The organism is Kitasatospora fiedleri (assembly GCF_948472415.1).
Classification (GTDB): domain Bacteria; phylum Actinomycetota; class Actinomycetes; order Streptomycetales; family Streptomycetaceae; genus Kitasatospora; species Kitasatospora fiedleri.
This window is the reverse complement of record NZ_OX419519.1, coordinates 2416524-2441132: the sequence shown is the minus strand read 5'-3', so window position 1 is coordinate 2441132 and position 24609 is coordinate 2416524. Positions and strand designations below refer to the sequence as shown.

At 73.8% G+C, this 24609-nt stretch carries 18 protein-coding genes, 1 tRNA gene and 2 pseudogenes; 15 read left to right on the top strand and 6 right to left on the bottom strand.

Annotated features, from left to right (window positions below):
• Positions 1–190 precede the first annotated feature (190 nt).
• From QMQ26_RS11440 to QMQ26_RS11430, 3 genes are all read left to right on the top strand, one after another.
• Complete coding sequence (locus QMQ26_RS11440; protein WP_100836040.1) at positions 191–628, top strand: DUF3052 domain-containing protein; 438 nt, start codon at positions 191–193, stop codon at positions 626–628.
• A 213-nt stretch (positions 629–841) separates the two neighbouring features.
• Positions 842–1300: a peroxiredoxin gene (locus tag QMQ26_RS11435; RefSeq protein WP_282205639.1), complete on the top strand. Its 459-nt coding sequence runs from the start codon at positions 842–844 to the stop codon at positions 1298–1300.
• 135 nt (positions 1301–1435) lie between these two features.
• Entirely contained in the window at positions 1436–2011 is a 576-nt protein-coding gene (locus QMQ26_RS11430; RefSeq protein ID WP_100838456.1) for a TerD family protein, read from the top strand.
• Positions 2012–2068: 57 nt separating this feature from the next.
• Here QMQ26_RS11430 and QMQ26_RS11425 read toward each other — a convergent pair whose 3' ends face one another.
• On the bottom strand, positions 2069–4462 hold the full coding sequence (locus QMQ26_RS11425) for a protein kinase domain-containing protein (RefSeq protein ID WP_282205638.1): 2394 nt from the start codon (positions 4460–4462) through the stop codon (positions 2069–2071).
• A 469-nt stretch (positions 4463–4931) separates the two neighbouring features.
• Here QMQ26_RS11425 and QMQ26_RS11420 point away from each other — a divergent pair, with 469 nt between their 5' ends.
• Both QMQ26_RS11420 and QMQ26_RS11415 read left to right on the top strand, forming a co-directional pair.
• Positions 4932–5507 carry a TerD family protein gene (locus QMQ26_RS11420; protein ID WP_100836037.1) on the top strand — a complete coding sequence of 192 codons (576 nt, stop codon included), beginning with the start codon at positions 4932–4934 and terminating at the stop codon, positions 5505–5507.
• Positions 5508–5574: 67 nt separating this feature from the next.
• Entirely contained in the window at positions 5575–6678 is a 1104-nt protein-coding gene (locus QMQ26_RS11415) for a DUF475 domain-containing protein (protein ID WP_100836036.1), read from the top strand.
• 130 nt (positions 6679–6808) lie between these two features.
• Here QMQ26_RS11415 and QMQ26_RS11405 read toward each other — a convergent pair.
• Positions 6809–7938, bottom strand: a pseudogene (locus QMQ26_RS11405) (DUF2637 domain-containing protein).
• A gap of 216 nt (positions 7939–8154) precedes the next feature.
• On the opposite strand from QMQ26_RS11405, the gene QMQ26_RS11400 reads away from it, so the two are divergent.
• A complete protein-coding gene (locus QMQ26_RS11400) occupies positions 8155–8898 on the top strand; it encodes a TerD family protein (protein ID WP_404814168.1) in 744 nt (247 codons plus the stop codon).
• Between the two features lie 79 nt (positions 8899–8977).
• Here the strand turns inward: QMQ26_RS11400 and QMQ26_RS11395 are convergent, their stop codons facing one another.
• A complete protein-coding gene (locus QMQ26_RS11395) occupies positions 8978–10069 on the bottom strand; it encodes a TerD family protein (RefSeq protein ID WP_282205634.1) in 1092 nt (363 codons plus the stop codon).
• A gap of 357 nt (positions 10070–10426) precedes the next feature.
• Here QMQ26_RS11395 and QMQ26_RS11390 point away from each other — a divergent pair, with 357 nt between their 5' ends.
• The 3 genes and pseudogenes from QMQ26_RS11390 (at position 10427) to QMQ26_RS11380 (ending at position 15329) form a co-directional block, all read left to right on the top strand.
• On the top strand, positions 10427–11599 hold the full coding sequence (locus QMQ26_RS11390) for an HpcH/HpaI aldolase/citrate lyase family protein (RefSeq protein WP_282205633.1): 1173 nt from the start codon (positions 10427–10429) through the stop codon (positions 11597–11599).
• A 359-nt stretch (positions 11600–11958) separates the two neighbouring features.
• Positions 11959–14480: pseudogene (locus QMQ26_RS11385) on the top strand (phosphoribosyltransferase).
• 30 nt (positions 14481–14510) lie between these two features.
• Positions 14511–15329, top strand: coding sequence for an HAD family hydrolase (locus tag QMQ26_RS11380; RefSeq protein ID WP_282205632.1), 819 nt, complete (start codon positions 14511–14513; stop codon positions 15327–15329).
• Between the two features lie 39 nt (positions 15330–15368).
• Here the strand turns inward: QMQ26_RS11380 and QMQ26_RS11375 are convergent, their stop codons facing one another.
• Together QMQ26_RS11375 and QMQ26_RS11370 are read right to left on the bottom strand one after the other, a co-directional pair.
• On the bottom strand, positions 15369–15584 hold the full coding sequence (locus QMQ26_RS11375; protein ID WP_282205631.1) for an FmdB family zinc ribbon protein: 216 nt from the start codon (positions 15582–15584) through the stop codon (positions 15369–15371).
• A 40-nt stretch (positions 15585–15624) separates the two neighbouring features.
• Complete coding sequence (locus QMQ26_RS11370) at positions 15625–16878, bottom strand: hypothetical protein (RefSeq protein WP_100838454.1); 1254 nt, start codon at positions 16876–16878, stop codon at positions 15625–15627.
• Positions 16879–17061: 183 nt separating this feature from the next.
• Here QMQ26_RS11370 and QMQ26_RS11365 point away from each other — a divergent pair.
• The 3 genes from QMQ26_RS11365 to QMQ26_RS11355 all read left to right on the top strand — a co-directional run bounded on the left by QMQ26_RS11365 (position 17062) and on the right by QMQ26_RS11355 (position 19528).
• Positions 17062–17133 (top strand) — tRNA-Val (locus tag QMQ26_RS11365).
• A gap of 331 nt (positions 17134–17464) precedes the next feature.
• The gene (locus QMQ26_RS11360; RefSeq protein WP_282205630.1) at positions 17465–17941 is read left to right on the top strand and encodes a helix-turn-helix domain-containing protein; all 477 of its coding nucleotides are present in this window, start codon (positions 17465–17467) and stop codon (positions 17939–17941) included.
• Between the two features lie 330 nt (positions 17942–18271).
• Positions 18272–19528 (top strand): transcriptional regulator, encoded by a 1257-nt coding sequence (locus QMQ26_RS11355; protein ID WP_282205629.1) that lies wholly within the window; start codon positions 18272–18274, stop codon positions 19526–19528.
• On the opposite strand, the gene QMQ26_RS11350 is transcribed toward QMQ26_RS11355, so the two are convergent.
• Positions 19509–20174, bottom strand: coding sequence for an HAD family hydrolase (locus QMQ26_RS11350; protein WP_282205628.1), 666 nt, complete (start codon positions 20172–20174; stop codon positions 19509–19511). The two genes, QMQ26_RS11355 and QMQ26_RS11350, sit on opposite strands and share 20 nt — an antisense overlap.
• Before the next feature lie 59 nt (positions 20175–20233).
• On the opposite strand from QMQ26_RS11350, the gene QMQ26_RS11345 reads away from it, so the two are divergent.
• The 3 genes from QMQ26_RS11345 (at position 20234) to QMQ26_RS11335 (ending at position 24452) form a co-directional block, all read left to right on the top strand.
• The gene (locus QMQ26_RS11345) at positions 20234–20371 is read left to right on the top strand and encodes a hypothetical protein (protein ID WP_282205627.1); all 138 of its coding nucleotides are present in this window, start codon (positions 20234–20236) and stop codon (positions 20369–20371) included.
• A 45-nt stretch (positions 20372–20416) separates the two neighbouring features.
• Positions 20417–20653: a hypothetical protein gene (locus QMQ26_RS11340; RefSeq protein WP_282205626.1), complete on the top strand. Its 237-nt coding sequence runs from the start codon at positions 20417–20419 to the stop codon at positions 20651–20653.
• A 283-nt stretch (positions 20654–20936) separates the two neighbouring features.
• Positions 20937–24452 (top strand): ricin-type beta-trefoil lectin domain protein, encoded by a 3516-nt coding sequence (locus QMQ26_RS11335; RefSeq protein ID WP_282205625.1) that lies wholly within the window; start codon positions 20937–20939, stop codon positions 24450–24452.
• Positions 24453–24609: the final 157 nt, after the last annotated feature.

The window sequence follows — 24609 nt, the reverse complement described above, 5'->3', positions numbered from 1 at the left end:
AAGCATCCTTGTCGGTACGGACAGGGACATACGGGTGTGTTCACCACCACAGTGGGCGGCGTGTCGCCGGGCGACACGTCAACCTTTGGGTGGGATCGGGGGTCGGGTACTTGCGCGAACCGCCGCTCCCGTGTGGACTACGGCCACAGCCCCGGCATGGACGCCGGGCCGAATACTGGAGGTTATTCCCGTGAGCGCGACCGCGGACCCCGCGGACAAGTCCAACCCGGCGCTTCGTCTGGGCTTCGAACAGGGCCAGATCATCCAGGAGCTCGGGTACGACGAAGACAGTGACCAGGAGCTCCGCGAGGGGATCGAGGACATCACTGGCTCCGAACTCGTCGACGAGGACTACGACGACGTCGCCGACGGCGTCCTGCTGTGGCACCGCGACGAGGACGGGGATCTCACCGACGCCCTGGTCGACGCCCTGGAGTACCTGGCAGAGGGCGGCCTGATCTGGCTGCTCACCCCGAAGACCGGCCGCGACGGACACGTCGAGGCGCACGAGATCGCCGACGCCGCGAAGACCGCCGGTCTCTCGCAGACCAGCTCGGTGGCGATCGCCAAGGACTGGGCGGGCACCCGCCTGGCCACCCCGAAGGCCACGAAGACCGGCAAGCGCTGACCTTCGGACCAGGAGCCACGACGGGCCCCGCCGGCGACCTCGCCGGCGGGGCCCGTCGGCGTCCGGCCGCGACCCGCCCGGCCCGGGCCTGTTCACCCGCAGCGAACGCCTCCCCCGGACGGGCCCGCCCGGCTCACCCGGACGGCCGAACCCGGCGCGGCGGGTGGGAGGATCGTCCTGCCCGCACCACCGTCCAGGCAGGAAGGTCCCCCCATGACCATCGAGATCGGCGCCCAGGCCCCGGACTTCGAGCTGAAGAACCAGCACGGCGAGTCGGTGAAGCTCTCCGACTTCCGCGGCGAGAAGAACGTCGTCCTGGTCTTCTACCCGTTCGCCTTCACCGGGGTCTGCACCGGCGAGGTCTGCGAGATCCAGAAGGAGCTGCCGCGCCTGCAGAACGACGGGGTGCAGGTGCTCGCGGTCTCCAACGACTCGCCGTTCTCGCTGCGGGTCTTCGGCGACCAGCAGGGCCTGGAGTACCCGCTGCTGTCGGACTTCTGGCCGCACGGCGAGGTCTCCCGGGCCTACGGCGTCTTCAACGAGGAGAAGGGCTGCGCGGTGCGCGGCACCTTCGTCATCGACAAGGAGGGCGTGGTCCGCTGGAGCGTCGTCAACGGCCTGCCGGACGCCCGGGACACCCAGGAGTACCTGGCCGCCCTCGGCGCGCTCTGAGCCCCCGCCGCCGCCCGGCCCGGCGCCCGGCGGAACTTCCGCCGGGCGCCGGGTCGAGTCGCCGCCGCGGCCCGGGAACCCGGCACTACGATCGGGCCGTTGACGGAACGGGAACCCGACTTCTTGGAGGACCACGTGGGTGTCAGCCTGAGCAAGGGCGGAAATGTCTCGCTCACCAAGGAGGCGCCCGGCCTGACCGCCGTGGTCGTCGGCCTCGGGTGGGACGTGCGCACCACCACCGGCACGGACTTCGACCTGGACGCCAGCGCGCTGCTCTGCACCGAGCAGGGCCGGGTCCGGTCCGACGCCGACTTCATCTTCTTCAACAACCTGAAGAGCGCCGACGGCTCGGTCGAGCACACCGGCGACAACCTCACCGGCGAGGGCGAGGGCGACGACGAGCAGATCAAGGTGAACCTGGCCGGCGTCCCGGCCGACATCGCCAAGATCGTCTTCCCGGTGTCGATCTACGACGCGGAGAACCGGCAGCAGAGCTTCGGCCAGGTCCGCAACGCCTTCATCCGGGTGCTGAACCAGGCCGGCGGCGCCGAGATCGCCCGCTACGACCTCTCCGAGGACGCCTCGACCGAGACGGCGATGGTCTTCGGCGAGCTCTACCGCAACGGCGCCGAGTGGAAGTTCCGCGCCATCGGCCAGGGCTACGCCTCCGGCCTGCGCGGCATCGCGCAGGACTTCGGCGTCAACGTCTGACCGGGCGTCAGGACCGGTGCGGGCCGGGGCCGTTCACGGTCCCGGCCCGCCACGCCGCTACTCCGGCGGCAGCGCCATCACCTGGTTGCCCTGGACGGCGATCAGCAGGTCGTCGCCGCCGGCCAGGTGCCAGGGCAGCTCGGCGCCCGCGTTGGTCTGGAAGACCCAGCGGACCTTGTGGTTCACCACGTCGACGGCGTAGATGCCGCGGTCCTCGGTGGACACGAACAGGGTGTTCCGGACCAGCACCGGATTGGTGTCCATCGACACCTCGGTGGGCAGCTCCAGGTGCCACAGCTCGGCGCCGTCGGCGGCGTTGAAGGCCACCACCCGGGTCGGGGCGGTCGGGGTGTAGGTGGTGCCCTGGTAGGTGAGCGTCATGCCGCCGAGCACCGAGTACACGACGTGCCCGCCCGCCGCGGGCGGCGAGTACCACATCCGGGTCGAGCGGTCCGAGGTCTTCGCCCAGACCTGCTTGCCGTCGGAGATCCGCACGCCCTGGATGCCGTTCGGGTCGGCCGAGCAGAACACCAGGCCGTCCTGGAGCACCGGCCGGTACTCCGAGCGCGAGTTGGTGGCGGCGAACCAGGTCTGGGTGCCGTCGGCCAGCGACCGGGCGACCAGGTTCTCCTTGCTGTCGGTGTAGAGCAGGGTGTCGGCGGTCAGGTCGGAGCTGACCGTGTAGTCGGCGGTCTGCTGGCGGTGCTGGTTCCACAGCATCGAGCCGTCCTTGCGGGACAGCGCCATGATCCCCTTGCCGGTCCTGGCCCCCGCGTCGGGCAGCGCCTGGGCGTCCAGCTGGAGGTAGGAGCACATCGCGTACACCGCCCGGTCGTCGGCGTTCAGCACCGTGTCCGAGGCGATCTGGGTGCCGTTCGGCTTCCCGCGCTCGGAGCGGTACTTCCACAGCACGGTGCCGGTGGCGGCGTCCACCGTGATCAGGTCGGAGACGGTGCCGTAGCTGACCGTGCCGCCCGCGCAGGCCAGGTGGTAGGCCATCGCGTCCTTGACGATCCACCGCTCCTTCCCGTCGGCCAGGCCCACCGCGACCAGGTCGGCGTTGCCGAGGTGCAGCAGGCCGGGGGAGAAGGCCATCCCGAGGCTGCCGACGTTGCTCGCCTCGGTCCGGTACGTCCACAGCGGGGCCGGCGGCATGCCGGGGGCCCGGGACGGGGCGGCGCTCGACGCGGCGGCCGGGACGGCCGGGGAGCCGGTCGGCGGGGCCGGGTCCGGGCCCGGGCCGGGCCGCGAACCGCCGCCCAGCGCCCAGGCGGTCAGGCCGCCCGCGCCGGCCAGCACCGCCGCGCCGCCGCCGAACAGCAGCGCCCGGCGGGACGGGCGGGGGCCGCCGGCGGCCGGGGCGGGCCCGATCGGCCCGGTGGGGTGCCCGGCCGGCGCGGCGGCGCCGGTGGCCGCGTCGGCCGGGGCCGGGACGCCGGGGCGCAGGCGGACGGTGCCCGGGTCGGCGGGGGCGGACCGCTCGGTCGGGGTGCGGACGGCCGGGGCGGCGGAGCCCGACCGGGGGTCGCGGGGGCGGACCGGCGCCTCCAGGTCCATCACCTCGGCGGCGTGGGTGGCGATGTCCGAGGCCAGCGCGGCCGGCAGCCAGCCGGAGCGGGCCGGGACGACCGCCTCGCCCAGCAGCCCGCCGAGTTCGGCGGGCGTCGGGCGGCCCGCCGGGTCCTTGGACAGGCAGGCGGCGACCGCCGGACGCAGCGCCTCGGGCAGCCCGGACAGCTCGGGCTCGTCGTGCACCACCCGGTACAGCAGCGAGGCCGCGGACGGCGCCGCGCCGTCCTCGGCGTGGTCGAACGGGCCGTGGCCGGTGGCGGCGAAGACCAGCACCGAGCCCAGCGAGAACACGTCGCCGGCCGGCCCCAGCCGGCGCCCGGCGGCCTGCTCGGGGCTCATGAACCCGGGCGAGCCGACCACCACGCCGGTGGACGTCATCCGGTCGCCGTCCAGCGCCCGGGCGATGCCGAAGTCGATCACCCGCGGCCCGTCGGCGGCCAGCAGCACGTTGGACGGCTTGAGGTCGCGGTGCACCAGCCCGGCGGCGTGGATCGCGGCCAGCGCCTGGGCCAGGCCCACGCCCAGGGTGCGCACCGTCTCCACCGGGAGCGGCCCGTGGGCGCGCACCGCCTCGTCCAGCGCCGGGCCGAGCACGTACGCGGTGGCCAGCCAGGGCGACGGGCCGTCCCGGTCGGCGTCCACCACCGGGGCGGTGAAGGTGCCGCCCACGGACTGCGCGGCGGACACCTCGCGCCGGAACCGCTCGCGGAAGTCGGCGTCCCCGGCCAGGTCGGCGCGGACCACCTTGACCGCGACCGTCCGGCCGCCGGCGGAACGGGCCAGGTACACCCGGCCCATGCCGCCGGCGCCGAGTCTGGCCAGCAGGCGGTAGGGGCCGACCGACTCGGGGTCGGTGCGGTCCAGCGGTTCGAACGGCATCGCTCCGGTGCTCCCTCTGTTCGTCCGTGTGTCGTGCCGCGTGGTGCTCGGCCCGGCGGTCCCGGCAGCGTACCGGCCGGGCCCGCAGCGGCCTCCGGGCGGTCTCCGGCGGACTCCCGCGGGGTCTTCGCCGGGGTCCCCGCCGGGGCGCCGGGCCGGGGCGGCGGGCGGTGGGCGAGGCCGCCGGGCGGGACGGCGGGGCTTGATAGATTCGGCGGCGATCCGCACCCCGACCGGGGCGCGCGCGGGGCGGTCCGAGGCCGCCGGGCGGGGCGACCGGGTCGGCGGCCGCGCGGAGTTCAGGAAGTTCAGTCGGGTGTGCAGCACTGCACGGCCGCTCGGGGGCGTAGACCTCTTGGGGTGCGTCCGCCGGACGCGCCCGCCGGACCGGCCCTCCCGGGCGGGACGGCGGCGGTCCACCGCGCGCACACCCCGGGAGCCCCGGAGACGGGAGCTGGGAGGAAGTCCGATGTCCGTCACCCTCGCCAAGGGCGGGAACGTCTCGCTCACCAAGGCCGCGCCGAACCTGACGCAGGTGCAGATCGGCCTCGGCTGGGACGCCCGGTCCACCACCGGCGCGCCCTTCGACCTGGACGCCAGCGCGCTGCTGTGCTCCGGCGGCCGCGTCCTCGGCGACGAGTACTTCGTGTTCTACAACAACCTGCGCAGCCCCGAGGGCTCGGTCGAGCACCAGGGCGACAACCTCACCGGTGACGGCGACGGCGACGACGAGGTGGTGCAGGTGCACCTCGACCTGGTGCCCGTGCAGATCGACAAGGTCGTGTTCGCCGTCTCCATCTACGACGCCGACGCCCGGCTGCAGAGCTTCGGCCAGGTCTCCAACGCCTACATCCGGGTGGTCAACCTGGCGGACGGCGCCGAGATCGCCCGCTACGACCTCTCCGAGGACGCGTCCAGCGAGACCGCGATGATCTTCGGCGAGCTCTACCGCTACCAGGGCGAGTGGAAGTTCCGGGCCGTCGGCCAGGGCTACGCCTCGGGTCTGCGCGGCATCGCGCTCGACTTCGGCGTCAACGTCCAGTAATCCGGTCCACCGCAGCAGTTCAGTCCGGAATCGGTCAATTCCGGCAGCCAGAAAGGTAACCGACCCCGTGTTCCTCCGTACGTTCGGATGGTCCTTCGCCATCACGATCGCCGGCCTGATCGCCGCCGGCCTGATCTGGGGGGCCGAAGGATTCGGCGTCGTCCTGATCCTCTCGATCCTCGAGATCTCCCTGTCCTTCGACAACGCCGTCGTCAACGCCACCGTCCTGAAGCGGATGAACGCCTTCTGGCAGAAGCTGTTCCTGACGGTCGGCGTGCTGATCGCGGTCTTCGGCATGCGGCTGGTCTTCCCGCTGCTGGTCGTCGGCCTCACCGCGCACCTCAGCCCCGGCACCGTCATCGAGCTGGCGCTCGACTCCGGCAAGACCCACGACGGCCACACCTACGCCGAGTACCTCGACCTGGCCAACCCGGCCATCGCGGCCTTCGGCGGCGTCTTCCTGCTGATGATCTTCCTCGACTTCGTCTTCGAGGAGAAGGACTTCAACTGGCTGCGCTGGCTGGAGAAGCCGCTGGAGAAGATCGGCCGGCTGGACGCGCTCTCCTCGGTCGTCGCCCTGGTGGTGCTCGCCCTGTCCTCCCGCTTCTTCGCCGGTGACCGCGCCGAGACGGTGCTGCTGGCCGGTCTCTGCGGCCTCGCCACCTACCTCGCCGTCAACGGCCTCTCCGAGGTCTTCGAATCCGGCCTGGAGGAGCAGCAGGAGGCCGAGGAGCAGGCCGAGCGCAGCGGCAAGTCGATCGTCAAGGTCGGCGGCAAGGCCGCGTTCTTCCTCTTCATCTACCTGGAGGTCCTCGACGCGTCGTTCTCCTTCGACGGCGTGGTCGGCGCGTTCGCCATCTCCCAGGACATCTTCCAGATCACCCTGGGCCTGGGCATCGGCGCCATGTACATCCGGTCGCTGACCGTCTTCCTGGTCCGCAAGGGCACCCTGGACGACTACGTGTACCTGGAGCACGGCGCGCACTACGCGATCGGCGCGCTGTCGCTGATCCTGCTCGCCTCGATCAAGTACCACATCCCGGAGATCGTCACCGGCCTGATCGGCGTCGCCTTCATCGGCGCGGCGCTGGCCTCCTCGATGGTCCGCAACAAGCGCCAGCAGGCGCTGGAGGACGCGGGAGCGGGGGCGGGAACGGGCGCGGAGGGCTAGCGACCTTCCGCCGACGACCGTCGCCCGCGTCGGCCCGCCGACGACGAGAGCCGCGCCCACCGGGGTAACGATCCCGGTGGGCGCGGCTCTTCGTGCGTGCGGCGCGTGCGGTGCGGGCGGCGCGGCTGGCTCAGCCGAGCTGCTGCTCGATCGCCCGGAGCTTGCGCTCCAGCGAGTCCAGCTTCGGCATCGACAGGGTGTCCTCGTCCATCGTCAGGTCGATGCTCGACGAGTACGAGGAGGAGCTGCTGCTGCTCGACGCGTAGGGGGACGACGACGAGCTGCTGCCGGTGGTGGACTCGACGGCCGCGCGGGGCGGCGGCCGGCGTTCAGGGCGGCGGGCTCCAGGGCGGAGGCGCTGACCCGGTCGAGGGTGGTCTCCTCGGCGGCTAGGGCAGGCTCCGTTGCGGACGGGGTGTCGCCACCGGCCGCGGCCAGGGCCGGGACCTGGCGGGCGTGCCGGGCCCGGGCCAGCACGCCGCCCTGACGGGCGATCGCCTTCAGCTCGGCCCGCTCGCGGCGGTCGGCGCTGCGGGCGCGGAGCTTGGCGTCCATCTTGGCCTGGCGCTCCTCGCGCACCTCCTCGACGGCCTCGTCCAGGCTGCGGACGTTCTCCAGCAGCATCAGCGACCAGGCCGCGTAGGTCTCGCGCGGGGCGCGCAGCCAGCGGACCACCCGGATCTGCGGCAGCGGGCGGGGCACCAGGCCCTGCTCGCGCAGCGCGGCCCGGCGGGTCTGCTTGAGCGCCCGGTCGAACAGCACGGCCGCCGAGATCGACATGCCGGCGAAGAACTGCGGGGCGCCGTCGTGCGCGCCGCCGCGCGGGGCGTGCACCCAGTTGAACCAGGCGGAGGCGATGGCGAACAGCCACACCAGCATCCGGGAGCCGAGCGCGGCGTCGCCGTGGCTGGCCTCGCGGACGGCGAGCACCGAGCAGAACATGGCCGCGCCGTCCAGGCCGAACGGGACCAGGTACTCCCAGCCGCCGGACAGGTTCAGGTTCTGCTGGCCGAAACCGACCAGACCGTGGAACGACAGCGCGGCGGCCACGCCGGCGCAGCAGAACAGCAGCACGTAGGAGGCGCCGCCGTAGATGGCCTCCTTGCGGCGCCGGCGCTCCTCGCTCCGCTCCCACGAGTCGCCGGAGGACTCGTCGGGCTTGTTGTTCTTGAAGCGTAGGAAGGCCACCAGGATGGCGGTGAACAGCAGGGCTGCACCGCCTACCACGGCCCAGACCAGCTGTATGGAGGAGAGGTTCATCGCGGGGAGGGCCTCGGCTTTCCGCAGGGCAGGGGGAAGAGAGGTGACGCACGGTACACCTGTGCGGAGAGACGATATCGCGTCCGGGGAGCGGGCATCGTACGGGAGTGACGAACCCTCTGCCAGCAGGGCTCGCCGGGGCGTTGACGTTGACTCAGGGCCCTCCGGGTGGGTATGGAGAGGGCGAGGAAGGTACCGGTGCTGGGGGAGGACACGATGGTCTCGGTGTGGGAGTTCCTGAAAGGGGACCGCAGCAACACCTTCGACACCGGAGGGCAGTTCAAGGTCACACTGACCAAGTCCCGGCCGCACCACGCCATCACCGGTACCGCGGCCACCACCGGCTACCTGTACATCAACCTGCACTGGTCGACCCGCAGCGCCGAGGGCCAGGGCGGGAGCGGCGCCCTGCGCCGCTTCTTCGACCCGCGCATCCTGCGCCCGCTGGCACCCGCCACCGCCGGGGTCGCGCCGGTCAGCGTCGACCTCGACCTGGCCTGCATGTACGAACTCGCCGACGGCACCCGGGGCGTGGTGCAGCCGCTCGGCCGGCTGTTCGGCGACCTGAACCGGCCGCCGTACATCAAGCTCTCCGGCGACGACGTGTCGGGCGCGCCCTCCGGCGAGACCATGCACATCAACCTGGAGAAGAAGGACCAGTTCAAGCGGCTGCTGATCTTCGTCTACATCTACGACGACACCCCGGCCTTCGACCGCACCCAGGCCGTGCTCACCATCGTCCCGCAGAGCGGCCCGCGGATCGAGATCCAGCTCGACGAGCGCGCCCCGGCGGCCCGTTCGTGCGCGGTGGTGCTGATCGAGAACGACGGGGACGGTGAACTGACGATCCGGCGCGAGGTGCGGTACGTGCACGGGTTCCAGTCCGACCTGGACCGGCTGTACGGCTTCGGCATGCAGTGGGAGCGCGGCTACAAGACGCCGTCCGAGCCCGGGAACTGACGGCCGCGCCGGGGCAACCCTGGAGCGGGTGCCGCCGGGGTGCGGCGGTCGGCCCGGTGGTCGGCCCGGCGCGGGGCGCTCAGCGCGGCTGGAACTGCGGGCCCTGCGGCGGCAGGGCGAACGGGGCGCCCGACTGCTGCTGCGGGGGCTGGGCTTGGGGCTGCTGGGGCTGGTGGGGCTGGTGCTGGGGCGGCTGGGGTTGCTGCTGGGGGTAGCCGTAGCCCTGCGGCTGGGGCTGCGGCGGGGGGTAGCCGTACCCCTGGGCGGCGGCCGGCTGCGGGTAGCCGTAGCCGCCGGGCTGGGCCGGGGGCTGCGGGGGCTGGGGTTGCGGGTAGCCGTAGCCCGGCTGCTGCGGGGGGTAGCCGTACCCGGCGGGCTGCGGCTGCTGCGGCGGCTGGGACGGCTGCTGGACGTGGTGGACGGTCGGCGGCAGCGCGGGCGGCGGCGGGGCGGTGACCGGCGCGGCCGGGGCCGGGTCCGGGACCGGCCGGGAGCCCGCGGCGGGCGTCGCCGGGGCGATCGTCCAGTCGTCCTCGTCGACCGGCAGCGGCGCGGGCCGCGGCTCGGCGGTCGGGCCGGGGACGCGGACGTCGCCGCTGTGGTCGGTCAGGTCGACCGCGGAGCCGCCCGGGGCGGCGTCCTCGTCCTCGACGGCGATGCCGAAGTCGGTGGCCAGCGCGACCAGTCCGTCCAGGTAGCCCTGGCCGACCGCGCGGAACTTCCAGCCGCCGGCCCGGCGGTACAGCTCGGCGGCGACCAGCGCGGTCACCTGCTCGTGCTCGTCGATCGCGAACTCGGCCAGCGCGGGCGCCCCCTCGGGCGCCGCCGCGTCGAACAGCAGCACCCGCAGCCCGGGCACCGCGGGGAAGGCGCCGCCCTCCGCCGAACCGGCCAGCACCACCCGGTCGATCTCGGGCGGCAGCTGGGCCAGGTCGATCTCCAGCGCGTCCCGCACCGTCCCGTCCGCGGCCTGCTTGGGCAGGTGCCGGACCAGGCCCGACGGGTGCCGCGGCTGGTTGTAGAACACGAAGTCGGTGTCGTCGCGGACCTTGCCCCGGTCGGTCACCAGCAGCGCCGAGGCGTCCACGTCCGGGATGCCCGGGGTGTCCGTCCACCGCAGGACGGCACGGACGGCGTCGGCCGTCAGCGGGATGTTTGCGCCCTTCGCCATCACGTGCGTCATAGCGCACCATCCTGCCGTCTGCCGGGGGCCCGGGACAACGCGGGGCGCGGCATCGGCGAGCCCCGTCGGCGGCCCCCTTCCGGGCGCTCCGGGGGCCGGGCGGCGGCCGGGCGGCGGCGGTGCTGATGACAGCGCGGACAAACTTGCGAGAATTCGATGTTTCGAACTCTTTCGCGGAGGTCATCCGCCCGTACGATGAACCGCCGACGGCCCCGGCGCTCCGCACCCCGCGACGGTGTCGGCGTTCCGGCGAACTTTCCGGCCGCGCCGACCGTCCCATGGAGGGAGAGGCGTCAGCCGTTCCCGCCGTCGGCGGGCCCCACCAGACCACAGCGGGAGAGCACTTTGCGCCACTTCGGGCATCTCGCGGACGACGTCCGCACCCGGCTCTTTCACGAGCAGCCCGCCGCTTTCGACCGCGACAGCGAGGCGTCCGTCCTCGCCACCGCGCTCGGCGCCACGCTCTACAGCCCCGCCACCCGGCCCACCCTGGCCCGCGACATCCGGAAGCAGGCCGCCCGCGGGGTGGTCTCGATGGTGCTCTGCCTGGAGGACGCGATCGCCGACCACGAGGTCGACGACGCCGAGCAGAACCTGGTCGCCCAGCTCACCGCACTGGCCGAGCAGGGCGCCGACGCCGAACTACCGCTGCTGTTCGTCCGGGTCCGGGCCGCCGAGCAGATCACCGACCTGGCCGGCCGCCTCGGCCCCGCGCTGCGCCTGCTCAGCGGCTTCGTGGTGCCCAAGTTCACCGAGGACAGCGGCCTGCCCTTCCTGGAGGCGCTGACCGACGCCGAGGAGCGCACCGGGCAGCGGCTGTTCGTCATGCCGGTGCTCGAATCGCCCGAACTCGCCCACCTGGAGAGCCGCCGCGACCAGCTGCACGGCATCGCCCGGCTGCTCGACAAGCACCGCCCGCGGGTCCTCGCCGTCCGGCTCGGCGTCACTGACCTGTGCTCCGTGTACGGGCTGCGCCGCTCGCCCGACCTGACCGCCTACGACGTGGCCCTGGTGGCCGGCGTGATCGGCGACGTGGTCAACGTGCTCGGCCGGGCCGACGGCACCGGGTACACCGTCACCGGGCCGGTCTGGGAGTACTTCCCGCTGCACGAGCGGATGTTCAAGCCGCAGCTGCGCCGCACCCCGTTCACCGAGGCCACCCCGCCCGCCGACCGGGTCCGCCAGCGGCTGATCGAGCACGACCTGGACGGACTGATCCGGGAGATCGAACTCGACCGGGCCAACGGCCTGCTCGGCAAGACCTGCATCCACCCCAGCCACGTCGCCGCCGTGCACGCGCTGTCCGTGGTCACCCACGAGGAGCTGTGCGACGCCCGGGACATCCTGCAGCAGCACCGCGGCGGCGGCGGGGTCAGCCGCTCCGCGTACACCAACAAGATGAACGAGGCCAAGCCGCACCGGGCCTGGGCGGAGCGGGTGCTGCTGCGGGCCGAGGTGTTCGGCGTGGCCCGGCCCGAGGTCACCTTCGCGGAGCTGCTGTCGGCCTGCGTGCCCTGACGGGCGGGGTCCTCGGCGGGCGGGTCCTCGGCGGGCGGGTCCTCGGCGGGCAGGGCCCTTGACGGGCGCGCCCCTTGACGGTGTGTCAGCCGATCGGTCGATGGCCGGGTCGGCCGTTCGGCGCGCCGGGAGTGGCCGGTCGGTGCGTGGACGGTGGCCGGTCGGACGATCCGGGGGCGGTGGCGCGCCCCGTAGGCTCGAACCCGAACCGCACAGCCGTGCGCCCGCGTCCGTCCCACTGACACCACCCGTACTGCTTGACCCACCCGTACCGCTCGCCCCACCCGCACACCGCTTGACCCACCCGCACCGACCCACCCGCACCGCCCGTACCTGCCTGCCCGTCGAGAGGAGCCCCGATGACCGCCGACACCGACACCACCGCCCCCGGGCCGGTCGGGGCCGAGCCCTGGCCCGGCCAGTGGGTCACCGACCGGCTCGGCCTGCGCCTCACCGGCGGGCCGGAGCTGACCGGGCTGATCGGCCTCGCCCTGCGGGTCAACCCCCGGCGGGCCCACCTGCTGGTCTCCCGGGTGCTGGGCAAGCACGTCCCGCAGCGGCCCGCGGCGGTGCACGGCGCCGGGCTCGACCTCGGCCGTCGGGTCGCCGACCTGCTCGGCCCGGCGGACGCCGCGCGCGCCGTCGTGCTCGGCTACGCCGAGACCGCCACCGCCCTCGGCCACAGCGTCGCCGACGGGCTCGACGCCCCCTACCTGCACTCCACCCGGCGGCCCGTCCCCGGCGTCGCCCCGCTCGGCGGCTTCGAGGAGGAGCACTCGCACGCCACCAGCCACCTGCTGCTCCCCGAGGACCCGGGGCTGCTGGCCGGCGACGGCCCGCTGGTGCTGGTCGACGACGAGTTCTCCACCGGCACCACCGTCATCAACACCATCCGCGCCCTGCACGCCGCGCACCCGCGCGAGCGGTACGTCGCCGTCGCCCTGGTCGACCTGCGCACCCCCGCCGACCGGGCCCGGCTGCACGCCGCCGCGGCCGAGCTCGGCGCCCGCCTCGACCTGGTCGCCACCGCCGCCGGCGGCGTCGACCTGCCGACGGACGTGCTGGACCGGGCCCGCGAGCTGATCGCCGCCGCCCCCGCGCCCCCGCCGCCCACCGGCCCGCTCGGCGAACTGACCAGGGCCGACCTGCCCTGGCCCGCCGACCTGCCCGACGGCGGCCGGCACGGCTTCACCCCCGCCCACCGCCGCCGCCTCGACGCCGCCCTGCCCGCCCTCGGCACCGCCCTCGCCGAGGCCGTCGGCCCCCGCCCCGGCCGGGTCCTGGTGCTCGGCTGCGAGGAGCTGATGTACGCCCCGCTGCGGCTCGCCGGAGCCCTCCAGCAGGCCCGGCCCGACGCCGAGGTGCGCTTCTCCACCACCACCCGCTCCCCGGTGTTCGCCCTCGACGACCCCGGCTACGCCATCCGCACCCGCCTCGCCTTCGCCGCGCACGACGACCCGGCCGACCGCTCCACCGAGCGCTACGCCTACAACGTCGCCCCCGGCGCCGACCCCGCCCGCCGCTTCGACACCGTCGTCCTGGTCGTCGACGACCCTGCCGACACCCCCGCCCTGCACCACGGCCCGGCCGCCCTGCTGCCCGCCCTGCGCACCGCCACCGACCGGGTGGTGCTCGCCGTTCTCCCGTCGTACCGCCCCGCGACACCCGCCTGACGCCCCGCTGCCCGAGCATGTCCCTTACTCGTCGAAGGCACAGCATGACCGCACACACCGTCCCGTCCCCGCCCACCGCCCGCCCGCTGCACGGCCCGGACTTCTCCAGCTACCCGGCCGCCGACGTCACCTGGCTGCTCAAGGACCTCTCCGACGTCCACCTCGAAGCGCCCACCGAGGAACGCGAGGAGGCCGTGCAGTCCGGCGGCGCCCACTACGCCGAGTCGCTGCCCGTCGAGTACCAGCCCAGCCCCGAGTACCAGCAGCTCTTCCACACCGCGCTGGCCGCCTCCACCACCCGGCTGGCCACCGCCGTCGGCGCCGTCGCCGAGACGCTGCTGCGCGAGCGCGGCCCGCACCTGGTGCTCGCCTCGCTCGCCCGGGCCGGCACCCCCGTCGGCGTCCTGATCCGCCGCTGGCTCGCCCACGCGCACGGCCTCGACGTGCCGCACTACACCGTCTCCATCGTCCGCGGCCGCGGCATCGACCAGGTCGCCCTGCGCCACCTCGCCGCCCACCACCGCCCCGCCGACGTGGTCTTCGTCGACGGCTGGACGGGCAAGGGCGCCATCACCCGCGAGCTCGAACAGGCCCTGGCCGGCACCGGCTTCGACCCCGAGCTCGCCGTCCTCGCCGACCCCGGCGCCTGCGTGCGCACCTACGGCACCCGCGACGACTTCCTGATCCCCTCCGCCTGCCTCAACTCCACCGTCTCCGGCCTGGTCTCCCGCACCGTGCTGCGCGCCGACCTGATCGGGCCGGACGAGTTCCACGGCGCCAAGTTCTACCGCGAGCTGGCCGGGGGCGACGTCTCCCGCCAGTTCGTCGACACCGTCGCCGCCGCCTTCCCGGCCGTCGCCGACGCCGTCGCCGCCGAGGCCGCCCGGCTCGCCGCCGCCGACCGCACCCCCACCTGGGAGGGCTGGGCCGCCGTCGAGCGGATCAGCACCGAGTACGGCATCGACAGCGTCAACCTGGTCAAGCCGGGCGTCGGCGAGACCACCCGGGTGCTGCTGCGCCGCGTCCCCTGGCGCATCCTGGCCCGCCGCGGTGCCGGGGCCGACCTCGACCACGTCCGGCTGCTCGCCGCCCAGCGCGGCGTCCCCGTCGAGGAGACCGACGACCTGCCGTACACCTGCGTCGGCCTCATCCACCCGCGCTACACCCGCGGCGCCACCGGCGCGGACGGCACCGCCGTCCAGACCTGACCCCGCCCCCGAACGAAGGAGACCCCGCCCGTGCCGCAGTTCCTGGTCGCCAGCGACCTCGACCGCACCCTCGTCTACTCCAACCGCGCCCTCGCCCTGGACGTGCCAGACCGGCTCGCCCCACGGCTGCTGTCGGTGGAAGTGCACGACGGCAAGGCGCTCTCCTTCATGACCGAACAGGCCGCCGCGCTGCTCGCCGAGATCGCGGTCCTCGCCCCGGTCGTCCCCATCACCACCCGCACCCGCACCCAGTACGAGCGGATCAACCTCCCCGGCCCCACCGCCGACTGGACCCCGCCGTACGCGGTCTGCGCCAACGGCGGCCACCTGCTCGTCGACGGCGTCCCCGACCAGGACTGGCAGCGCGCGATCCGCGCCCGCCTCGACGCCGAGAGCGCGCCGCTGGCCCAGGTCGTCGAACACCTCGCCATCGCCGCCGACCCGGAGTGGACCCACAAGCGGCGGGTCGCCGACGAGCTCTTCGCCTACCTGGTCGTCGAACGGGCCGAACTCCCGCCCGGCTGGATCGCCGAACTCAGCGCCTGGTGCGCCGAACGCGGCTGGAAGGTCTCCCTCCAGGGCCGCAAGGTCTACGCCGTCCCCGTCCCGCTCTCCAAGAGCGCGGCCCTCGCCGAGGTGCGCCGCCGCACCGGGGCCGAGACCGTCCTGGCGGCCGGCGACTCCCTGCTCGACGCCGAACTCCTGCTCGCCGCGGACCTCGCCTGGCGCCCCGGCCACGGCGAACTCGCCGAGACCGGGTGGACGGCGGAGGGCGTCACCGCCCTCACCGAGACCGGGGTGGGCGCGGGGGAGGAGATCCTCCGGCAGATGCTCAAGCACCTCGGCTGAGGCCCCCGCGCCCCCGCGCCCTCGTCCTCCCCGCGCGCGCTACCCGCAGCAGCCCCCGCCGCAGCACCCGCCACCGCCGCCGCCACCGGGGGCCGGGGCGGAGGCCGCCGCACCGGTCACGGCGACGGTGGAGAGCAGCTTGACGGTGTCGGGGTGGCCCTCCGGGCAGGTGGCCGGGTCGTTCGCCCGGGCCATCGGACGGTTGAGCTCGAAAGTGGCGCCGCAGGAGCGGCAGCGGAAGTCGTAGCGAGGCATACCGAGCAGGGTACCCAGCGGCCGGGCGCCCGACCGGGGTTCAGTGCCCGCGGATCATCGAGACCACCTCGGCCGCGGTCTCCCGGACGGCGGCCAGCTCGGTCAGGAAACGCCAGTAGTCGGGGTGCCGGCCGGCCTCCTCCAGGGTGGCGACGGCCCGGTCGAGCCGGCCCACCGCGGCGTCCAGCGGGCCCGCGTGGCGCGGGTCCGGGGCCTGGCGGCCGGCCATCGCGAGGCGCTGGGCGTCGCGCAGCGCGAACCGGGCCCGCTCGATCTCGCGGTGCGGGTCGTGCTGGACTTCGTTGAGCTGCTGCAACCGGTCGTTGACCGCGTCGACCGCGCCCCCGGCGGTGTCGAGCAGGGCGCGCACGGTGCCGATCGCGGCCGTCGCGTCCGCCCAGCGCTGCTCGTCGCGGGCCCGGCCCGCCTCGGTCAGCCTGGCGCGGGCGGTGCGGACGGCGTCGGCGGTCTGCGCGGGCACCTGCTGGAGGTCCTGCCAGCAGGCCGTCGAGAACCGGCGGCGCAGCTCGCTGAGCGCCGGGTCGACGGTGTGGGCCCGGTTCTCCAGCGCGTCGATCCGGGTCCGCAGCGAGGCCACCCGGCGGTCGATCTCGGCAGCCCGCTCCGGCAACTGCGCGGCCTCGGTCCGGACGGCCTCGGCCCGCCGGGCCACGTCCTCGGCCCGCTGCAGGGTGGCGGGCACGCCGTGCTGCGAGACGCCCTGGTTGAGCCGGGTCAGCTCGGGCGCGAGCTCGGCCAGCCGGGCCGCCAGGTCGTCCGCGCGCAGGCCCGCGCCGCGGACCTGCTCCAGGGCGGTGGTCGCGGCGAGCAGCGCCTGCTTGGCCCGCTCGACCGCGGGCGTGACCCGGATCAGCTGGGCCTCGGCGTGGTCGAGGACCGGCTGCAGGCGGCTGACGAAGGTGCCCAGCTCGGTCCGCTTGGCGTCCAGCTCGCGCTTGGCCTGCTCCAACTGCTGCTTGGCCCGGGAGACCGCGCCCGGGTCGGTCTCGGAGGACTCCAGGTCGACCGCGTCCAGCGCGCCCAGGTAGGCGACGGTGACCTGGTCGATCCGGGCGGTCAGGTCGGCGAAGTCCTGCTCCACCCGGCGTGCGGTGGCGGGCTCGCCCGCGGACTTCACGGTCTCCACCGCGAGCAGCGCGTCCCGCTGGGCCGAGTCCAGCTCGTAGAACGACTCCTGGGCGGCCTCCCGCGCCGCCCGGGCGTCCGCACGCACGCCGTCCCGCCGGCCACCGCCCCACCAGCCGCCCCGACCCCCGCCACCGCCGCCGGCCACCCTCACCACGTGCTCCCTGCTCCGTATCCGTCCCGCCGCTTCCCCGCCATTCTTGCCGATCACCCGCCCCGTCCGGCACCCCCCGTCCGTCTCCCCCGCCGGACAGGGGGCGGCGGAGCACCCTCCGGACCGGGTAGTCTGTCCACTCGTCGTGTGACCGGCCGCGCCGGTCCACTTCGGCGAGGGCGCATAGCTCAGCGGTAGAGCGCCGCCCTTACAAGGCGGATGTCGGCGGTTCGAAACCGTCTGCGCCCACCTCGCTAGCAGGGAAGATGCGGCAAAGGCCCAGCTCAGAGTGCAACTCCGGGCCGGGCCTTTCTCGTGGACCACGCCTTCTCTGCGCTTACTCGCGCAAGGTCCACGGTCCGGCTGCGCGGGCGGTCCTCCTGAATTCCCCCTAAGCGATCATGGTGTTTTCGCAGGTCGCGCCCGCCAGAAGCGCGAAGTGCCCCCGGTCGACACCTGCGACTGGGGGCACTTCGCGCTTCTGGCGGAGGAGGTGGGTCGGTCTTCCTGCCCTGGAGCCAGCGCGGATGCACTTGGCTGGGTACGGACATTTCGCCCGGACCGCGACACTCTTGGGTGGGTGTCGCTCAAGATCCACATGTTGCCGCACCTGCTGATGGGCCGGCAGCTGATCGGCGACCGCGTCAAACAGCTCCGCTCAGCCTCTGGCTGGAGCCAGACCGGGCTCGCCAACCGCGCCGGCGTCAGCCGAAACGCCATCGTCCGAATGGAGACCAGCACGCAGGGCCACCTGCCCATCGACGCCTACCTCGTCGTCGCCGACGCCCTGGAGATCCCCCCGTGGCGGCTGTTTCGCGACGGGCACGAGGCCGAGTGGCTACGGCCGGGTCCCGGCTGGCGGAGGCCCGGGGCAATCGCGGTGGTTGCGGATCGCGTCGGAGTGCGAGTTGATCGTCGCGATGTACTCGCCACGCCCGTAGCCGCCGCACTGGAGGCAGTACCCGAGTGTCAGGCCCTCCGGTTCGACGTGGTCTCCGTCGGCCGACTGCTGCTGGCCGTTCACGCCGACCGCCGGACGGTGGCGGCATCGAGGTAGACGTCCCAACAGTCGGAGGCGTCCGGGTTCTTGTCGCGGCCGACGCCTGTCCGGCAGCGGTCGCACGTCCCGCACTTCCGGTACGCGTCGGGGTCCAGCGGCCGCGGGATGCGTCGGGGCGTCGGCATGGGTACTCCTCTGATCGCCGGGGGCGGCACCAGGCGGTGCAGGATCAGAGTCGGCCATTCGGAGCGGCACATGTATGTCTTAATGATGCCTCTTCAGTGCCTCTTTATTGACTTTCGTTGCCATCTCATCGAATGACAGTCGCTCAAACGACCCTCTTCACAGTACCGTTGGGGTCCAACACGAACTCACCAGGAGGGCCGGGTGGCACGCACCACCGACGGCAACACCGCTTTGCGAGCGGCCATGCTGGCCGCCGGGATCGGCAGCAACCGCGCACTGCGAGAAGCGCTGGAACGCGCCGGCCGCACCCTCAGCATCCCGCAGTACAGTGTCAGCGCCCGCCAGATCGCCCGCTGGCTCGCCCCCAATCCTCCACGACCCCGCGACGACCACCAGCGCGCGCTCGTGGAGCTGCTGCGCATGCCCCTCTCCCAGCTCGGCTTCGGCGGCGCCCAACAGCCCGCCGGTCCCGGGCCGACCCCAGTCATCCCGCCCGCCACCCGTTCCGCCGTGCCGCACCCGGCCCAGGCCGACGGCATCCAGCCAGACACCATCGGCAGCGCCTACGCGGCCATCACCGCAGCCCACCGGCACATGTACTGGTCCGTCGCCCCCGCCACCCTGCACCGCTCCGTCGCCGAGCATGCCGCGCTAGGTGAGGCGCTACTCGGGCAGACGTCCGGCGTCGCCCGCCGCGTGCTGGCCGCGGCGCTCGCCGAGAGCGCACTGCTGCTCGGCCGGATCGAGTTCTTCGACCTGCGCCAGGTCGCCGCCGCCGACGGGACGTTCGTGCGCGCGCTGCAAGCCGCCGGCACCGCTGACGACGCACTGCTCGGTGCCGCAGTCCTCGGACACGCTGCGTTCGTCCCCGGCTGGGCCGGGCGGCGCGAGGAGATGGCCGACCGGATGCGCGGTGCCCGCGCGTATGCCCGCCGAGGGGGTGCGCCCGCCGAGGTACACGCTTGGCTGGACGCCGTCGAGGCCGAGTGCCTCACCCGCTGCCAGGACGTCCGCGGTGCCCTGTCCGTCCTCAATCGCGCCAGCGATCTCCTGGCCGGCGCCGAGCCCGCGGTGCTGCCGGAGTGGTTCACCTGGTTCAACCCCACCCGGCTGACTGCGTTCAGGGGGAACACCGAGCTGATCGCCGGCCACCTGCCCCAGGCCCGCGAGAGTCTGGCCCGCGCGCTGGACGGGCTCGGCGACTCGGACGGCAAACAGGCTGTCGTCGTGCTCGCCGACCTCGCCACCGTCGAAGCCCGGGCCCGGCGCCCCGAGGACGCGTGCCGCCACCTGCTGGCCGCGCTGGAGCAGCTGCGGATCACCTGGTACGAGACCGGCATGGAGCGGGTGCGCGAGGCGCGCGGGCTGCTGACAGAGTGGGAGGACACGGCGGCAGTCCAGGCCGTGGACGACCGCCTCTACTCCTGGCCCGCCACCCTCAGCTCGCTGCAGCGCTAGCGTTGAACTTGGCGATCAGCTCCGGCAGTTCCAGCAGCGAGTCGATCCGGAACGTCGACCGGTCGGCGGCCGCGTCGTGCTGCTGGATCCAGCCCCACGGGCCGCGGCGGATCAGCGCGGTGCGCATCCCGGCCGAGAGGGCGGGCAGCACGTCGTTGTCGAGGCGGTCGCCCACGTACAGGATCTCGCCGGGCTCGGCCGGGACCACTTCGGCGACCTTCTCGAAGAAGCCGGGGTCCGGCTTGGAGGCGCCCCAGTCGTCCGAGGTGCCGATCAGGTCGACGTCCGCAGTGAACAGCGCGCGCAGGATCCTGCCGGCCCGGACGGTCTGGTTGCCGGCGATCGTCAGGTGCAGGCCGGCGGCTCGCAGCTCGGCGAGCGCCGGGCGCACGTCCGGGTACAGGTCTTCCTCGCCGAAGTGCTCCGGCTGGCCGGCCTCTGCGCGGCGCTCCCGCGCGGCGTACAGGTCGAAGCCCGGCTGGAACACCTGGAAGGTCTCCCGGTAGTCGCGTCCCTCGGCGATGACGGCGCCGAACTGGGCGACGAAGGTGTGCCGGGGCACCCCCAGCCAGTCCGCCCAGGTGCCGTACTCCCGCGTCTCGTCCACCAGGCACTCGCCGACATCGAACACCACTGCTCTGATCACGCAGGTCAGCGTAGCCGGGCCTGCCCGGCGCGGTCAGGGCCGCGGCCTGCGCTGCCGGGGTGGACATCCCCGAAGAGTTGATCGACCTGCAGCGCGTCCGGACCACGGGCGGGGAGGAGCGTACGACGCATGTGCTCTCGGCGGAGACCCGGCGCCGCGCCGAACATCCGGACGGCGTGGTGGCGCGGCGTACGTGAAGTCCGGAGGGGCAGGCGGAGGACGAGCGCCTCCAGACCGTCGTCGTGCTCGCTGATCTTGCCACCGTCGAAGCCCGGGCCCGGCGCCCCGAGGACGCGTGCCGCCACCTGCTGGCCGCGCTGGAGCAGCTGCGGATCACCTGGTACGAGACCGGCATGGAGCGGGTGCGCGAGGCGCGCGGGCTGCTGACGGAGTGGGAGGACACGGTGGCCGTCCGGGCCGTGGACGACCGCCTCTACTCCTGGCCCGCCACCCTCAGCTCGCTGCAGCGCTGGCGTTGAACTTGGCGAGCAGCCGCAACCGTCCGGCGGGCGCCCTGTGGTGAGCGGATACGGCCTTCGTCCGCAAGTACCTTGAGCGTCCGTCCGATGGCCCGTCCGATGGCCCGTCCGTCGGCCCGTCGGCCCGTGGACGGCAAGGGTCCACGGTATTGACGGAGACCCGCCAAGTGCCTACGTTCGGGAGAGCTCCGCACCCCCTTTCGCGCTCCTCGACCGTTCATCGCGCGGGCGCTTTTCCTTGCACGGGCACTTTTGACAACGTTGTCATCACGGAGGGTTGTCCATGCGGCTCTTTCGGCTCCACCGGTCCGGGCGAGGACCGACCACCGTCGCCGTCCTCGCCCTGCTCGCCGCACTGGTCGGCTCGGGTGCCGTCGCCGGGCCCGCGGCCGGTGCCACCACGTCCGCGGTCATCGAGGGCGGTGCCCGTTTCCAGGTGCTCACCCCGACCCTGGTGCGGCTGGAGTACGCCGACGACGGCGTGTTCCAGGACGGTACGACGTTCAACGCGGTCGGCCGGGACTTCCCCGCCGCCGCCTACACCACGAACGTGACGTCCGACGGGTACCGCGAGATCAGGACCAGCGCGCTGACACTGCGTTACAAGCAGGGCAGCGGGCCGTTCACCGCCGCCAACCTGTCCGTCACGCTGGCGGGCACCGGGGCGACCGCCAAGCCGGCCTTCCCCTCGTACTGCGCGCCGGGAACCGCCTGTGAGGCGGAGAACGCCCTGTTCACCGGCCGGGCCGCGGCCGCGTACGACCACGCCGGCCACACCGGCTCGGGCTTCGTCGCCGGCTTCGAGCAGGCCGGTGCCGCGCTCGGCCAGGACGTCTCGGGCGTCCCCGCCGCGGGCACCTACCGGCTCCAGGTGCGGTACTCCAACGCCACCGGCGGCACGGGGAGCCTGTCCACCACCGTCAACGGCGCCCCCGGCCCCAGGCTCAGCCTGCCGGCCACCTCCTCGTGGGACGCCTGGTCCACCGCGTCCGCGACGGTCACCCTCGGCGCGGGGACCGACGCGCTGTCCCTGGTGCAGAACGCCGGCGACACCGGCCGGGTCAACCTCGACTCGCTGGCCGTCACCCCGGTCGCCACCACGGCGTACCCGGCGGCGTCGACCGCGCTCACCACCACCGGCTACGGCGCCGGACCGACCAGCACCCTCGGCGGCTGGTACCGCTCGCTGGACAACCCGGCGTCGCTGCCGGTGGCCGAGCACCCCGGCATCCTGAACCGCGGCGGCTGGTACCTGCTGGACGACACCCGCACCGCCCTGCTCGGCGCCGACCACACCGTCACCGACCGGCCCTCGCACGGCAGTCGGCCCTACCAGGACGGCTACTTCTTCGGCTACGGCCAGGACTACAAGCGGGGGCTCGGCGACCTCAACGCGCTGACCGGGGGAACCGCCCTGCTGCCGCAGTCCGCCTACGGCGTGTGGTACTCCCGCTACTACGCCTACTCCGCCACGGACTACGAGAACGCGCTGCTGCCGAAGTTCCGCAGCACGAACACGCCCGTCGACTGGCTGGTGGTGGACACCGACTGGAAGGCCCCGGGCGGCTGGAACGGCTGGAACTGGAACACCGGACTGTTCCCCGACCCGCAGGGCTTCCTCGACTGGACCAAGCAGCAGGGCCTGTCGGTGGCGATGAACATCCACCCGACGATCGACCGGGCGGACCCGAAGTTCGCCGCCACCGACAGCGCCGCCGGCGGGCTGGCCTCCGACGGCGGGAGCACGTACAAGTTCGACTGGTCCGACCCGAAGCAGCTCGCCGCCTACCTCGCCCTGCACCAGCCGTTCGAGCGGCAGGGCACCCGCACCTGGTGGCTCGACGCCTGCTGCGACTCCTCCGGCGCCTCCGACCCGCACGTCGCCGCCGACAACCTGATCAACCAGGCCTACGCCGACGACGCCACCGCCAAGGGTCTGCGCGGCTTCTCCTTCGCCCGGATCGGCGCCGCCACCCCCGACGGCTACGCCGGCAACCACCCCGTCGGCCCCTGGTCCGAGCGCCGCAACACCCTCCAGTTCACCGGCGACACCCCCGCCACCTGGGACATGCTCGCCTACGAGACCCGCTTCACCGCCGACGAGGCCGCCGCCGGCCTGAGCAACGTCAGCCACGACATCGGCAGCTTCCACGGCGGCCACCTCGCCGACGACCTGTACGCGCGGTGGATGCAGTTCGGGGTGTTCCAGCCGATCGACCGGATGCACTCCGACCACGGCGACCGGCTGCCCTGGAACTACACCGGCGCCGCGGCGGCCAGCGCCGAGGCGTCGCTGCGGCTGCGCGAGGCCCTGGTGCCGTACACCTACACGCTCGCCCAGCAGGCGAACGCCACCGGCGTGCCGATCGTCCGGCCGATGTACCTCGACTACCCGACCCAGGACGCCGCGTACGCCGCCACCGGCGAGTACCTGTACGGGCCCGACGTCCTGGTCGCGCCGATCACCACGCCGAACGACGCGAACGGCAACGGCTCGGCCCCGGTGTGGGTGCCGCCGGGCAGTTGGACCGACTACTTCACCGGCCGCACCTACACCGGCCCGGCCACGGTCACCGTCACCGACCCGCTGTCGCAGCTGCCCGTGCTCGTCAAGGCCGGCGGCATCCTGCCCACCCGGACCGACTACGTCGACCACCAGGGCGCCGCGCTGACCGCCCTCACCGTCAACGTCGCGGCCGGCGCCGACGGCGCCTTCTCGCTCTACTCCGACGCGGGCGAGGGCAACGACCACAAGGCCGGCAAGTCCACCTCCGCACCGCTGTCCTGGAACGACGCCGCCCGCACCCTGACCGTCGGCGCGCAGAGCGGCGGCTACGCCGGCGCCCCGACCTCCCGCGCCTACACGCTGCGGCTGTCGAACTCCGCGGCCCCCACCGCCGTCCTGGTCGACGGCGTCCAGGTGCCGGAGACCGCCTGGTCGTGGAACGTCAACCGGCGCACCGTGACCGTCACCACCGACCCGCTGCCGCTCGGCGCGGCGCACACCGTCACGCTGAACGGCAGCGCGAACGCCAACCCGACCGCCGGCGAGGTCCTCGGGGCCGGCGGGCAGTGCCTGGACGTCAAGGGCGGCGGCTCCGCCGACGGCACGGGCCTGCAGCTGTGGGGCTGCAACCACACCGCGGCCCAGACCTTCGCGCACCCGGCCGACGGCACCCTGCGGGTTCTGGGCAGGTGCGTCACCGCCGCCGGCGGCGCCACCGGGAACGGCACGCCGGTCAGCCTGGCCGGATGCTCCGGCGGACCCTCCCAGACCTGGACGCACCGCACCGACGGCGCCCTGGTCAACACCGGCTCGGGCCGCTGCCTCGACGTGCCCGACGGGACGACCACGCCCGGCGCCGCGGCACTCCGGCTCTACGACTGCAACGCCTCGGCCGCGCAGGTGTGGAAGCTGCCGCCGGCCCCGCTGACCGGCCCCGGCGGACTGTGCGCCGACATCGCCAACGCCGACCCGGCCACCCCCACCCCCGCCCAGCTCTCCGGCTGCAACGGCACCGACGCCCAGCGCTTCTCCGCCCCCGGGGACCGCACCCTGCACGTCCTGGGCAAGTGCCTGGACGCGGCGGCCGGCGCCACCGCCAACGGCACCCCCGTCCAGCTGTGGGACTGCAACGGCACCGGCGCCCAGACCTGGGTCACCCGCGCCGACGGCACTCTGTTCAATCCGCAGTCCGGCCGGTGCCTGGACGACGCCGGGAACAAGCAGCAGTCCGGCGACGCGCTGCAGATCTGGGACTGCAACGGCACCACCGCCCAACGCTTCACCCTCGGCTGAGGCCGCTCCCCGAGGGGTGGCGGCTCCGACCACGGAGCCGCCACCCCTCGGGCCCGCCTGCGGCCCGTCCCCGCCCGTCCCCGCCCGTCCCCGCTCGGAAGCCGCCGGCGCACCAGCGCCAGGCCATTCGATGACAACGATGTCATCGACGAGTTCC

Bases quoted from the DNA above. Each gene is read 5' to 3' on its own strand.
- QMQ26_RS11435 (WP_282205639.1), top strand. From the start codon at position 842: ATGACCATCGAGATCGGCGCCCAGGCCCCGGACTTCGAGCTGAAGAAC.
- QMQ26_RS11425 (WP_282205638.1), bottom strand. From the start codon at position 4,462: ATGCCGTTCGAACCGCTGGACCGCACCGACCCCGAGTCGGTCGGCCCC.
- QMQ26_RS11420 (WP_100836037.1), top strand. From the start codon at position 4,932: ATGTCCGTCACCCTCGCCAAGGGCGGGAACGTCTCGCTCACCAAGGCC.
- QMQ26_RS11400 (WP_404814168.1), top strand. From the start codon at position 8,155: ATGGTCTCGGTGTGGGAGTTCCTGAAAGGGGACCGCAGCAACACCTTC.
- QMQ26_RS11395 (WP_282205634.1), bottom strand. From the start codon at position 10,069: ATGGCGAAGGGCGCAAACATCCCGCTGACGGCCGACGCCGTCCGTGCC.
- QMQ26_RS11375 (WP_282205631.1), bottom strand. From the start codon at position 15,584: ATGCCTCGCTACGACTTCCGCTGCCGCTCCTGCGGCGCCACTTTCGAG.
- QMQ26_RS11335 (WP_282205625.1), top strand. From the start codon at position 20,937: ATGCGGCTCTTTCGGCTCCACCGGTCCGGGCGAGGACCGACCACCGTC.